Here is a 13813-nt window from a genome sequence, read left to right on the forward strand (position 1 = left end):
TTTTATTAAAATGATTTTATTGTATTCATTTTCTTTTTGAAAACTTTATCATGATAGTTCTCAATCTTAAATGAAGATAAAAAGTTTTAATTCAAATGTACTCTAAAATTTCTACCACTAGCTAAAGGAAAGAGCAAAAAATGGTTCTTCATTATTAGGAGTTAAGCTTGAGATCTGTACTATTAGATCATATAATTTCTGTCTTACTATTTATGCTTATTGATGAAATCAATTACTTTTTCGGCAAAAAGATCTGGTTCTGTATCCATAGGGCTGTGTGCCGATTTTTCAAAAATGAATAGCTCTTTTTGATTAGATCCTAAATTGTCATAGGCTTCCTGGGCGTATACCGTAGGAACACCAATGTCGTATTTACCCCAAAGCACTAGTGATGGTATGGTAATTTCATGTAGTCTATTGGTAAACGATACCTTCTGAAAAAGCCCTTTTTTAACTAAAATAGACTGTATTCTGTTAGCATTCCAATTATTTATAAAGAAATTATATTGTGAACCATCATCATCAGATGTTGGTTTGTTAATTATCTTGTCATCAGCAAGTTTTTCTTCTGCTCTATAAGCTTCTCTATTCATTTTATAAAAATCATCTTCATTATAATCTGAGTCTACATTTTTTACTAAATCAAGTACAGCTTTCCAATAATCAATATTATTTTCTAAAGCGATTTGCTCATCAGCCATCTTCTTTAAAGCGATTTTATATTCATTGTAAGATCCTTTAGGGTCATGAGCACCATCTACATCAATCCACCCCAAAAAATCTTCCTGATTTTTTAATAAGGTAGCAGGTCCTAAAGTGCCTCCCCAACTATGTCCCATTAAAAATAATCGAGAATCATCGCCGTACTTAGTTTTTAAAACCTTTACAAGGGCCAACACATCTTCTGCCATAATATCCACACTTACATCTGCTTCAGAATAATTCCCTTGTGAGTTGCCAGAGCCACGTTGATCAAAATAAACAACAGCATTGTTTTTTTCAATTTTACTTTTAATAGTGTTCTTTCTATATTGCCATCCGGATCCACCAGGGCCACCATGCAATATGATTAGAAATACTTTTTCAGAAGCATTGCCATGAATATACGCTGTCATATCTGCATTTTTATGCCTTACAAAAATGGTTTCGCCTAAGTCATTAATATTATCATCGTCTTTTGAACAAGAGAAAATAGTTAGACCTATTAATATTAGCACTGCTATTTTTACGTTACTAAGAATTATTTTTTTCATTATCTTTTTCTTTTAAAATTAAACCGATGGCCGTAGTGCAATGATAAAACGGGTAATGTACCGGCATTATAATTGGTTCGTAAGGTTAATTGAAGGTTTAAATACCAACCCGAACGTTTTTTCCCTTTACGAAGTTTCCCTATCCCAACAGCAATAGAAGGAGCGTAATAACCCCTGCCAGGCAAAGAAACTTTAGAAACACGATCTCCTTTTACCTCATACGTTTCGGGTAAAAATGAACGATAGTACCCAAGTGGATTTAACTCTACATTATATTGTTTGCCTTTGGGATTTGTTCTTCGCCAGATAAGGCCGTAATAAGTAGATAGCCCATTATCTGTTTGTGTTGAGAAATTTGTAGAATAACCAAGGTTTCCATTAAACAAAAATTGGTGTGTAATGATCTTTTGTCCTTTCTTTCTTTCTTTGATATTGATGTATTCCTTCCATGCATATTCGGCACCAATAGTAAGTCCGTTATCCCAAGCTATATTCCCATAATACCCAATTTTAAATTCTGTTCTATCTAAAAAAGAAGCGCCACTGATTTGATTTTGGGCTTGAAGATGCATAGTAGCTACAAGTAGAAAAATAATAGTATGTATTTTCATTTTACTTAAAACTAAATAAAGTAGTTAATAATAGTTTTTTTGCCATATACTTTTCTGTAGTATGTGTAGGCATACTACAGAAAAGACTAATTGCAATAATTAGATATTGTTTTAAATTCATTTTAGTATTTAATTTATTTTGATGGCAAACGTATGGGGATTAGCCATACTTAAGGTTTCAATACCTTAAAATTGAATAAATCCGTACTTATTTATACTTCTTTCGGTAGGCATTTGGGGTAGTGCCCGTTATTTTTTTGAAAGCATTATGAAAAGTTGACTTTGAAGAAAAGCCACATTCTAGTCCGATTGCTAAAAGACTATAGTTATCGAACTCAGAATTGAGAATTAAATCTTTAACCGCCTCAACACGGTAATGATTAATATAAGTAGTAAAATTATCTCCTGTAACTGTATTTACAAGCTGAGAAACATAGCCAGTACTAATACCTAACATTTCTGCTACTTTATCCCTGTCTAATGTACTGTCTCTATAAATGTGATGATTTACACAAAGGTCTTCTAGCTTTTTAAAATAGGAATGTTCTTTAGTAAAAGACTCTGCTTTTTTTGCATCATGTATTTTAGATAGTTTAACATCGGTAACAATTTCTGTAGTACTATCGTTTTTTCGTTTATCTATTAATGCTCTAATTTCTTCCTGATCTTTTGCTAGTCTAAATTTAAAAATACCAAAATAACTTATCCAGTGCATTAAGAATGTGGCAATTACGGTAAGAATCTTCATGACAGATGTAAAATCATACTCTAAAAGAATACTAGACAATACAGTCAAAATCCAAGAACCAAATAGGGTTGCCGTTAACAACCACAAATGAGTAAGCCATCTTTTTTCTTGAGTATTTTTCGAATAACTAATAAGGACAAAGGCGTAAATTAAAATGCCTGGTATGAAAAAAAGTATTATTAGAATTTGTATGATATTTAAGAAAAGTAGAATGAAATTATAAGGGGTATCAAGATTAGTAGTTATATTAATATCATCAAAAATATCTACAATTGTAGAGTACAAATATGGCACAAATAACCATATTATCTTTCTGGATTTTTTAATCGGATGATCAATTTGATGAGCAACATATAAAAAAATAAAAACAGGAAAAAGAAGCCCAGAATCTATGGTGTCGATAAAGCTTAGCAATGGAATGTTAGTATATACTCCAATATCGTCAAGAACATAATTTAGTAGAGAAATTGAAATTGAAAAAATGGCGTAAGCCAAGTATTTATTCGCCTTGCTTTTGAATATAGGAGATTTTAAAATAATTATTCCCAAAACAACTCCCTGGAATATTGCAATATTAAGAAGGGTTATTAATATCAACGGTAAGTTTTATTTTAAGATTCGAGGATTCATTTAGTGTTTTACAACGTCTCTTGTATGGCGTGTTTGTATCCCTAAAGGTGCAAAATGAACTATACAAATTTTTATAGATTCTTTAATTTCCCAGTAGTTTTATAATCTCTTCATTTTTCATCGCTACAGCTAATGATAACGGTGTATGATTTTCCGCTTCTACATTTTTATCAGCGCCATTTGCTAATAACATACGAACCATTTCATCACGTCCCATTTCTGAAGCTCTATGTAATGCGGTAAAACCTCTCTCATCTTTAGCATTGACATCAGCATTATTTTTAATTAATAAGTTTAAATGTTCAATTTTGTCAGATTGTACAGCATTCATTATTGGTGTTGCTCCTTCCGTTGATCTAGAGTTTGGATCAGCTCCATTTTCGAGCAAGAAATTCAAAATGTTTGGGTCTGCTGTCATTGCCCATTGCAGAGTTGAAAGTCCATCTCCAGCCAAACAATTTATATTAGTACCTTTATTTAACTCATCAATTATTTTATCCATCTCCCCCCTAGCAATTGCAATATGCAATAATGAATGGGATCTTAGTTTCAAATCAGTCTCATATTTGAAATTATTTTCAAAATATCCTAAATGAGCCATATTTCCATAAGTTGAAAAAGCCCACATTCCAGCTTGATCTGTATTTTCAAATAAATCATTTGGAATAGGAGCGGGTATAGTTTCATTTAAAGAATGACTAAATAATAGAAACATTAGGATAGATTCGGTCATTTCTCGAGATTCATCGTCTGTGAATTCTCCTGTTATTTCAGTTATTCTTAATTGGTTTTTCTCTTGGGTAGTTTTTGCAACCACAAAAGCTTCCCTTAACCAACTTCTAATAAATATCAAACAATCATTCATAAAATAAATAGCCCATTTGTGTTCCATTGTTGATGGGGTAAACAAAACTCCCTCTTCAAGTCTCCCGTCAATTGGAATACTTAAATTACTAGAAAAACTCTTGCTTGATTTAGGGAAATAATCTTTAAAAGTTGTTCCATCTTCTTGGTTGTATGAAATAGCATTGGTCGCCATTCTCTCATCCTTTGAAGTAGAAAGCATATTTTGAGAAATTGGTCGTAAATCCAAAATGTTCAGACCCCAAGGGTTTTGCTCTGGAGTGATCCATTGTAAATTGTATTCACTTTTCTTGATTTCTTTTTTTTTAGGATCGTTTTTCTCACTTCCTCCAAATAGCTTTTTAAAAATCCCCATATTTTTCTTTATTATATACAACAAGCAAATAAACGCATCTATAGTGTTTACTTATATTATCGCACTAAAATAGACTTTTTCAGAATAAAAACACTAATTTTTCAAATTCCTCACAAACTGTAATAATCAATATTATTAAACATTTTTAAACGACTACAAACGGTTACAAGCGAAAATAAACACTTCCTAACCGAATATAGTTATGGTCTCACCCTAAGTTTGCGGTGTCGAATTGAAGTAAGCTTTTCTTATACTATAAAAGTTATTCTCTGATTTGATTAAAATTAAAAAGCTCTTAAAACGAATTTTAAGACAAGGTATTAACTGTTTAACACGAAAAAATTAAAATCATGAACACGCTAAAAAACAAAGTACAGTTGATTGGAAACTTAGGACAAGAACCAGAAATTGTAAATCTTGAATCTGGTAAAAAACTTGTTAAATTCTCTATTGCAACAAATGACCAATATTATAACAAACAAGGGGATAAAATCACAGATACCCAATGGCATAATATCATTGCATGGGGTAAAATTGCCGATATCGTAGATAAATATGTAAACAAAGGACAAGAGGTCGCTATCCAAGGGAAACTTACCTCTCGAAGTTATGAAGATAACGAAGGTCAAAAACGATATATCACAGAGGTAGTTTGTAATGAACTATTGATGTTAGGAAAATAAAAACAACTAATTTATTTGAGTATTATTATAGCCAATTAAAAAACCGCTTAACAGAAATGTTAAGCGGTTTTTACAGTATATAACTTGTATTTTTTTATAATTTAATACCCACTCCTGCTCCAAATATCCATGGATTAATATCTACATCTGCGCCTACAGTTGCTCCCAAAGCCGTTGTTGCATTAACAGTAGCATCTGTGCTTAAAAATACTTTTTTGACATCTACATTTATAAACCATTTGTCGTTAAGCATAAAATCAAAACCACCCTGAAAAGCAAAACCAACAGCAGTATCGTAATCTACGTCATCTACCACAGGTCCTTCATCAACCCCATAAAATAGAGTTAGATTAACTCCTGCACCAAGGTATGGAACAAAATTACCACCAGTAAAATGATATTGCCCAAGTAAAGTAGGAGGCAATAACCACACATCACCCAGGTCTATATTTCCTGCAGCAGTACCCATAGCTTTTACATCATGTTTTGTAGTTGCCAAAATTAGCTCTGCAGACCAGTTTTCTGTAAAAAAATAAGTGATATCCAATTCTGGAACAATAGCCGTAGAAATATCTACATCTCCTCCTATAGCTTCTATTGTAGCACTTTCATCTGGTGATACAACGATTCCTCTTAGTCTAATTTGCCATTTACTAAAATCGGCATTATCATTTGATTCTTGTGCATACGCAAAATTAGTTACTCCTAATAGTACAACCAATACAGTAATTATTACATTTTTCATCTTGAAAGAATTTTGAATTATGTAACAAAAATATCGACAAGAAAAAGGGCTAAATATGACTTTTATCATTCCGTAGATTAGACCTTTCAGGCTTCAAAAACAGTTGTTTTTATACACTTACAAATCAACACATTACCTTTAACATAAAGAATAAAAAAGAATGATTTTAAATACTATTTTTATTCAGCAAATAGCATACATTTGCGTTTTGAAAATAAGTACTCTTAGCATATAAATTTTCACATCAAAAAAGATGAAAAATAATGTGTTTTTGTACTTGAATTAATGAAGAAAATATGACCCCAACAGGAACAATGGAGTTAATGGCACCAGCAGGTAATTTTGAATCTCTACAAGCCGCTATTGATAATGGAGCAGATTCTGTTTATTTTGGAGTAGATCAATTAAATATGCGGGCCAGAGCCAGTATAAATTTTACGATTGCCGATTTACCTGAAATAGCGCGTCGCTGTATCGAAAAAAATGTACGTACTTACCTTACACTTAATACTATAATTTATGATCACGATTTATCGATTATAAAAACGTTATTAGATGCTGCCAAAGCAGCAAATCTAACTGCTGTAATTGCAATGGATCAGGCTGTTATTGCTTATGCTAGACAGATCGATATGGAAGTTCACATTTCTACTCAAATCAATATCACCAATATTGAAACGGTAAAGTTCTATTCTCTTTTTGCAGATACTATGGTAATGAGCCGGGAATTAAGTTTACGACAAGTAAAGAAAATTTGTGATCAGATAGAGAAAGAACAAATTAAAGGCCCTTCGGGAGAATTAGTTGAAGTTGAAATTTTTGGTCATGGAGCACTTTGTATGGCGGTGTCTGGCAAATGTTACCTGAGCTTGCACTCTCATAACTCTTCTGCTAATCGTGGTGCCTGCAAACAAAATTGCAGAAAAAAATATAGTGTTGTAGATCAGGAAACTGGTTTTGAAATGGAATTGGATAATGAGTATATCATGTCTCCAAAAGATTTATGCACATTAGATTTCTTAGATCAAGTTATAGACACCGGGGCCAAAGTATTAAAGATTGAAGGCCGTGGGCGAGCTCCCGAATATGTAGCCAAAGTGATTAAAACGTATCGTGAAGCCATAGATGCCTGTACCAATGGAGACTTTACCAAAACCAAAGTCGATCACTGGATGAAAGAATTAGAGAAAGTATATAACAGAGGCTTTTGGAGTGGGTATTATTTAGGACAAAAATTAGGAGAATGGAGTGATGTTTCTGGATCCAAAGCCACCCAAAAGAAAGTATACATTGGTAAAGGTGTTCACTTTTTTCCTAAGCCCAGCATCGCAGAGTTTAAAATTGAAGCTTATGATATTAAACTGGGAGATACCATTTTAATTACAGGCCCTACAACAGGAGTAGAAGAGTTCGAACTCAAAGAGATGATGGTAAACGATGAGCGATTAGATACTGCACAAAAAGGGGATTCGTGTACTATTCCTACTAATTTTAGAATACGTCCATCTGATAAACTTTATAAAATCGTTCAGGAATAATGGTAGTAGTTACCCTACAGCGCGAAAAATGTATTGGTTGTAATTATTGTGTAGAAATGGCCCCTACCCATTTTCAGATGTCTAAAAAAGATGGAAAAACAGTACTACTACATGCCACAGATAAAAAAGGATTCCACACCCTAAAATCTCCCGACAACACTATTTATGATGATTGTGTACAGGCTCAAAAAGCCTGCCCAGTAAAGATTATTACGACAAAGATGGTATAACCCCTCCTATCTTTAATAATGTAACGTTTCTTTAAAGGGCAGTCTATTCTATAAGTTCATTGCTATAATGTTCCTCGTCTTGCCTGTTCTGCTTCTATAGATTCAAATAGGGCTTTAAAATTTCCTTTCCCAAAAGATTGCGCTCCTTTGCGTTGAATAATTTCAAAAAACAATGTGGGTCTATCGGTCAATGGTTTAGTAAAAATCTGAAGCAAATACCCTTCATCATCTCTATCTACCATAATCCCATGTTTTTTAAGAAGTTTCATATCTTCTGCTATTTCTCCTACACGATCTCCAACGGTATCATAATACGTTCCTGGTACATATAGAAACTCTACCCCTCGTTTTTTCATTTCGCTAACTGTAAATACAATATCATCTGTAGCAACGGCTATATGCTGACATCCTGCTCCGCCATAAAAATCTATGTATTCTTCAATTTGAGATTTCTTTTTGCCTTCGGCGGGTTCATTTATCGGAAATTTAATTCTTCCATTCCCATTGGTCATTACTTTACTCATTAAAGCCGTGTATTCTGTAGAAATATCTTTATCATCAAAGGTAATCAGGTTTGCAAACCCCATCACTTCGTTATAGAATTTTGCCCAAACATTCATTTGCCCCCAATCTACATTACCTACCATATGATCAATATATTTTAGGCCACAACTTGTTGGATTGTAGTGAGATTCCCATTTTTCGAACTTCGGAAGAAATGTTCCGTTGTAGTTTTTACGTTCAACAAAAACATGCACTGTATCTCCATAAGTGTGTATTCCTGATCGCACTACTTCACCATCTTCATCCTTTTCTACTCTTGGCTCAAAATAAGATTTTGCTCCTCTTTTTGTAGTTTCTTCCCACGATTTACGAGCATCTTCAACCCATAATGCAATAACTTTAACTCCATCACCATGTTTTTGAATATGATCATATATTTCTTTACTTTCTCCACCTGGCATTGGTGTGGTAAAAACCAAACGTATTTTATCTTGTACCACAACATAGGATGTTCTGTCTTTTAGGCCTGTCTCTAAGCCGGCATAAGCCAAAGACTGAAACCCAAGTGCTGTTTTATAAAAATGAGCTGCCTGCTTTGCATTTCCAACATAATATTCTACGTAATCTGTTCCTAAAAGTGGTAAAAAATCTTCGGCTTCAGGAAATATTTTCTCTAAGCTATATTTATAGTTTTCTATATTTTTTAAATCTGGCATGTCTTTAAATTTTTAAGTGAAAAACCTATTCGGTTTTCCAGGATTTATAATAATCATCTACTTGTAAATTCATTGCTTCTTCTGTAATCATAATAGGATTAAAAGGGTCTATCATAACTGCAAGTTCTTCTGTCGATTTTTTACCAACACTTCGTTCTATTGCTCCCGGATGAGGCCCGTGAGGAATACCTCCTGGATGTAATGTAATTTGCCCTTTTTGGATATTATTTCTACTCATAAAATCGCCATCTACATAATACAGTAGTTCTTCAGAATCAATATTACTATGATGATACGGTGCAGGAACAGCTTTAGGGTGGTAATCATATAATCTTGGTACAAAAGAGCAGACCACAAATCCTGCAGCTTCCCATTGCTGATGTATTGGTGGAGGTAAATGTATACGTCCTGTTATGGGTTCGAAATCAAAAATTGAAAACGCGAATGGATAATTAAAACCATCCCAGCCAATTACATCAAAAGGATGATTGGCATAGGTATATTCCCATAATACATCTTGTTTTTTAGAAATGATTTTAAACTCTCCTTGTTCATCATGCGTTTCTAAATTTTGTGGTAATCTAAAATCACGTTCACAAAACGGAGAATGTTCTAAAAACTGCCCATAATTATTTCGATAACGTTTAGGTGATTCTATTGCACTTGATGATTCGATAAATAATATTCTATTGGTTTCGGTATCAAAATCTATCTGATATGTCGTTCCTCTTGGTATGATCAAATAGTCTCCATATTTAAAAGGAATATTCCCATACATTGTTTTTAATGTCCCCGAACCCACATGAATAAATAGCATTTCGTCTGCATCACTATTTCTATAAAAATAATCTCGCGAAAATGTTATGGGAGCAGCCAAACCGATCTTTAGATCATTATTAGTAAATAGTATTTTTCTGCTTTCCAGAAACTCTTCTCCGTTAGGAAGTGAAAACCCCTGAAAACTCATCGCTTTCATATTTTTATCGATCGCTATTTTTGGAGTGATGTCTTTACCTCTTTTAATCTCTGAAACTACTGTAGGAGGGTACAGATGATAGATAAGTGATGACATTCCTGCAAAACCCGCTGTTCCAAATAATTCTTCTTGATACAACCCACCTCTAGGGTTGTTAAAAGTGATATGTCTTTTATGAGGGATCTCTCCCAATGAATGATATCTAGGCATAAATTATAATGTTAAAATGATTAATATGAAATAAATAGGCGTAAGGTTAGGTAAACCTTATTCAGGGTTTCTCTTAATGAGAAAGTGCAAATAGATGAGTATGTATATCCATTGAGAATTCACAACGCTAATAAAAGTATTGCGTTTTAGAAAAAACATGACAAATGTCATGTTACAACACATTTCTTCTGATGAAGTACATAGTAAAGCCAAAGAATACCATGGGTAGTGCATTAGAAAGCATAAAATTGTCCTTCCCTTTTTAATTCTTAAATCAGAAGCAACAATAAATTTGTTAAATAATACTCGTTATTTCCCTGATATTACGATCAGAAACATTTTCTTTGTCTTTACTTTTAAGAATATTGTTATACTATTATTTACTATTTACAAACAAATGGAAGATTATTTAATAGGTATTGGTAAACGTCTAAAAGAAATTCGTAAAAGCGATAAAAAAACCATTAATGACATTGCTACTAAAGCTGGGGTTAGTAATGGACTTATTTCCCGAATTGAAAACGGAAGAACTATACCTTCTTTACCTGTTTTGCTAAACATTATTAATGCGCTTGATATAGAGATTCCTGCTTTTTTTAATGGGATGCCTAGTCAGACTAATTTTACATTTTTAGTCACCAGAGCTTCTGAGTACAGTGTTATCGAAAAAGAGGATGATGCTATTGGATTTAGCTACAAATACATTTTTGGTAAACAGCTTTCTTCTATTGGTTTTGAAGCTGTCTTTTTAGAAGTGCAACCAGGTTCTGAACGTAATAAAGTAGAAACTGATGCTTATGAATTTAAATATATCCTAACCGGAGAATGCCATTATATTATTGGTGACGAAGAAGTTCTTTTGAAAGAGGGAGATTCGATTTTCTTTGATGGGCGGATTCCTCATGTACCTGTAAATCGCGGAAAAACATCTTCTAAAATGATTGTTTTATATTTCTTTTTGGATAAAGGAAATTAAAAAGGCTACCAAAGGCAGCCTTTTATATTCAGTTTATCTTTTTTTAGTTTAAAATTCCTGGCCATGTAGTATCATCTATATTTTTTGGATACCCAGAAACCACAGCATCTTTTTGCTTATCATATTTTATATATGTATTATCTATTAAAAAGAAATATACGTACTTCGAATTCCAATCTACAACCGATGAAATAGAAGTGGCGTAACTTCCTAATCCAGGCCAGTTGCTATTATTTATAGGTCTTGGATAACCGGGTTCTGCACTGTCATTGGTAATACTGTAGCGAATGTAAGTACCATCTTTTAAGAAAAAATAGGCTTTATCATTATTCCAGTTTACAGCTCCAATAACCTTATCTCCCAAACCTTCAAGACCAGGCCAGTTGTTATTATTAATCAAAGCTGGATATCCATTATCTACTTTATCTGCGTTCATATCATATCTCAAGTATCTTCCATCTGATAAAAAGAAATATCCTTTATGATTATTCCATTTAAATGCTGCTGTGATCAATTCTTTGTAGGCTCCTAACCCAGGCCACGAACTATTATTTATCTCTTTTGGATATCCCAAATCTGTTTCGTCTTTTAACTTATTATAGCGTATATATTGCCCATCATTTCTAAAGAAATATGCTCTATTGTTTAGCATATCATTCCAATCTAAACATGCAATAATTTTTAAATTCTGGTTCCTTGATTCTATCGATGCAGTAGATTCTTCGATTCTAATAGTGTATGTTGTTTTCCCATCATTTGTTGCTGTGTCTAGATAATTCCCTTGAGAAGCAGGCACTGTAGTAACTAATTGATTGTTTTTGTAGATCTCTGCATTATTTTCGCTATTAGATATCCAGAATAATTCATTTTGATTGTTATTAACAAACAACAATTTTCTTGGTCCATCGACACCTATTAATGGAGCTGAGCTTAGTTGCCAATTAGTCTCAATATTGATTTCCATATGTCTTAATATCGTAGGTACAATAGATGTTTGTGCAGGATATCCATACAAGCCATTAAAATCAGTATTTGGAAGATTTGATATTTTAGATTTGAATTCCTGGTTCCCGGGTTTGTTCATTCCTATAAATATTGTTTTTTCGGATTCTGTAGCTCCTCCATGACTATATCCTCCGTTTGAATTTCTACCGTGATCCGTAGTAACCATAATCAACCAATCTTCATTTTTGGTTGCTAAGCGCTGTGTAATAGCATCCATTAACTGACCCAATTGCTGATCGGCAGCAATAATTGCATTGTCATATGCACTGCCAAACCCAGATGCATGCCCTACAATATCAACATTATCTAAATGAATAAATACCAAATCATGATTACTATTTGATATTTGATGTACTCCTAGATTAGTTGAATTAGCATCACTACCTCCTTCATTTCTATAATCGACCAGAGACATATCATTCTGTAAGAATTCGTGAATAGGACTCCAGGTCGCAATACTTGCTATAGATGTATTGTTTTTATTTTCTTTAATCAGTCTATATATGCTTTTGACTTTAGATTTATAGGTTCCCGAACTGTTATTAGGCACACCGTGTCTATCTTTCCAGACTCCTGTTAAAATTGATGTCCATCCCGGGCCGCTTGATGTTGCTTGCTGGCTCAAATTTCCTTTGATTCCACCAGTATAAGCTTTCGAAATATGTAGCTTATCCAGGTTTGGGGTGTTGAGAGCAGTAATTCTTTCAAATTGCAATCCATCGATCCCCACTAGTAGTACTTTTTTATGCGTCGATGTTTGTTTTGATGTATCGTTAGGATTGGTTGGTAGATTTTCTTCACATCCTGTTATAAATACCAGGAAAACAAGAAAAATAAGTTTTAAAAAGAGTTTTGTTTTCATAAGTTGATTTTTTAATATTAGTAATATTTTGAATCAAAACTATACAAATATTAAAATCAAAAATCATCTAAATATCAACTTAATCATTTGATAATTAAATTAATACTTAGCATTTCTTTTTATAAAGAAAATTTTACTATTAGTTAACTTTATATTTCCTAATTAACATTAAAAAACCGCCTTTTGGCGGTTTTCATAAACAAACAATTAAAACGTTGATCTAATAAAATATAATATTGATCAACTCTATTAACTCATTTACAATATAATCTGGTTTCGCTTTTTCTAGTTGTTCTCTATTTTGTGCTCCGGTTAAAACTCCAACGGTAATACCACAATCTGCATTTTTACCTTCTTCGATATCTATTGCAGAATCTCCTGCTTTTAATACTTTAGAAGCATCTGTAATATCAAACATTTGCATTGCTTTACAAATCATTTCTTTATGTGGTCGGCCATTAATTACGTCATCTGCTGTCAGTAACGCATCAAAGTGCTCTCCTTTTTTCCACCCTAATTTTGTAATAAGCTGATTTGCTGTCTTTGCATCGTATCCTGTATTAAGAACTACATTAATCTCATTATTTTTCAACACATCGAATAACTCTTCGACCCTTTCGAAAGCTACAACTTCTAACGCTGTATATAGTTTTTTTAAAATAGGTTTGAAATTAGAAAATGCTCTTTTTGCAGTACTTTTTACTTCTTCACAAGAAGTCACACTAGTCAAAATATCCTGTATAGCCTGATGTTTTTCTTTACCTGCTCCATATTCAAGTACATCATTCAGGCTAATGTTATACCCCTCATCATTAATGACTTGTTGTACGGTTTTATAGACTATATTATCTTCATTTACTGTGGTTCCTGCCATATCAAAAACAGCCAATTCAATTTTTTTATTCAT

At 32.9% G+C, this 13813-nt stretch carries 13 protein-coding genes; 4 read left to right on the plus strand and 9 right to left on the minus strand.

Features of this window, described 5'->3' with window-relative positions; all coding sequences use genetic code 11:
• Positions 1-206: 206 nt before the first annotated feature.
• From NNH57_RS11660 to NNH57_RS11675, 4 genes are all read right to left on the minus strand, one after another.
• Positions 207-1253 carry an alpha/beta fold hydrolase gene (locus tag NNH57_RS11660; RefSeq protein ID WP_108807375.1) on the minus strand — a complete coding sequence of 349 codons (1047 nt, stop codon included), beginning with the start codon at positions 1251-1253 and terminating at the stop codon, positions 207-209.
• Entirely contained in the window at positions 1253-1864 is a 612-nt protein-coding gene (locus tag NNH57_RS11665) for a hypothetical protein (protein WP_108807376.1), read from the minus strand. The genes NNH57_RS11660 and NNH57_RS11665 overlap by 1 nt, the downstream gene beginning before the upstream one ends.
• A gap of 208 nt (positions 1865-2072) precedes the next feature.
• The gene (locus tag NNH57_RS11670) at positions 2073-3209 is read right to left on the minus strand and encodes a helix-turn-helix domain-containing protein (protein WP_108807377.1); all 1137 of its coding nucleotides are present in this window, start codon (positions 3207-3209) and stop codon (positions 2073-2075) included.
• A gap of 115 nt (positions 3210-3324) precedes the next feature.
• The gene (locus tag NNH57_RS11675; RefSeq protein WP_074407583.1) at positions 3325-4461 is read right to left on the minus strand and encodes an ankyrin repeat domain-containing protein; all 1137 of its coding nucleotides are present in this window, start codon (positions 4459-4461) and stop codon (positions 3325-3327) included.
• 350 nt (positions 4462-4811) lie between these two features.
• On the opposite strand from NNH57_RS11675, the gene NNH57_RS11680 reads away from it, so the two are divergent.
• Positions 4812-5144 carry a single-stranded DNA-binding protein gene (locus NNH57_RS11680; protein ID WP_074407582.1) on the plus strand — a complete coding sequence of 111 codons (333 nt, stop codon included), beginning with the start codon at positions 4812-4814 and terminating at the stop codon, positions 5142-5144.
• Positions 5145-5238: 94 nt separating this feature from the next.
• Here NNH57_RS11680 and NNH57_RS11685 read toward each other — a convergent pair whose 3' ends face one another.
• On the minus strand, positions 5239-5889 hold the full coding sequence (locus NNH57_RS11685) for an OmpW/AlkL family protein (RefSeq protein ID WP_074407581.1): 651 nt from the start codon (positions 5887-5889) through the stop codon (positions 5239-5241).
• A gap of 296 nt (positions 5890-6185) precedes the next feature.
• Between NNH57_RS11685 and NNH57_RS11690 the strand changes: the two genes are divergently transcribed.
• Both NNH57_RS11690 and NNH57_RS11695 read left to right on the plus strand, forming a co-directional pair.
• Positions 6186-7427 (plus strand): peptidase U32 family protein, encoded by a 1242-nt coding sequence (locus tag NNH57_RS11690; RefSeq protein ID WP_108807378.1) that lies wholly within the window; start codon positions 6186-6188, stop codon positions 7425-7427.
• The gene (locus NNH57_RS11695; protein WP_025667151.1) at positions 7427-7657 is read left to right on the plus strand and encodes a ferredoxin; all 231 of its coding nucleotides are present in this window, start codon (positions 7427-7429) and stop codon (positions 7655-7657) included. The genes NNH57_RS11690 and NNH57_RS11695 overlap by 1 nt, the downstream gene beginning before the upstream one ends.
• A 62-nt stretch (positions 7658-7719) precedes the next feature.
• On the opposite strand, the gene hppD is transcribed toward NNH57_RS11695, so the two are convergent.
• Together hppD and NNH57_RS11705 are read right to left on the minus strand one after the other, a co-directional pair.
• Complete coding sequence (gene hppD / locus NNH57_RS11700) at positions 7720-8877, minus strand: 4-hydroxyphenylpyruvate dioxygenase (protein ID WP_074407579.1); 1158 nt, start codon at positions 8875-8877, stop codon at positions 7720-7722.
• 25 nt (positions 8878-8902) lie between these two features.
• Positions 8903-10063, minus strand: coding sequence for a homogentisate 1,2-dioxygenase (locus NNH57_RS11705; protein ID WP_074407578.1), 1161 nt, complete (start codon positions 10061-10063; stop codon positions 8903-8905).
• 397 nt (positions 10064-10460) lie between these two features.
• Here NNH57_RS11705 and NNH57_RS11710 point away from each other — a divergent pair, with 397 nt between their 5' ends.
• Positions 10461-11039, plus strand: coding sequence for a helix-turn-helix domain-containing protein (locus tag NNH57_RS11710; protein WP_082994839.1), 579 nt, complete (start codon positions 10461-10463; stop codon positions 11037-11039).
• Between the two features lie 43 nt (positions 11040-11082).
• Here the strand turns inward: NNH57_RS11710 and NNH57_RS11715 are convergent, their stop codons facing one another.
• Together NNH57_RS11715 and NNH57_RS11720 are read right to left on the minus strand one after the other, a co-directional pair.
• Positions 11083-12906: a hemopexin repeat-containing protein gene (locus NNH57_RS11715; RefSeq protein WP_108807379.1), complete on the minus strand. Its 1824-nt coding sequence runs from the start codon at positions 12904-12906 to the stop codon at positions 11083-11085.
• Positions 12907-13126: 220 nt separating this feature from the next.
• Positions 13127-13813 carry an HAD hydrolase-like protein gene (locus NNH57_RS11720; RefSeq protein WP_074407576.1) on the minus strand — a complete coding sequence of 229 codons (687 nt, stop codon included), beginning with the start codon at positions 13811-13813 and terminating at the stop codon, positions 13127-13129.

Source organism: Aquimarina spinulae, assembly GCF_943373825.1.
GTDB lineage: Bacteria > Bacteroidota > Bacteroidia > Flavobacteriales > Flavobacteriaceae > Aquimarina > Aquimarina spinulae.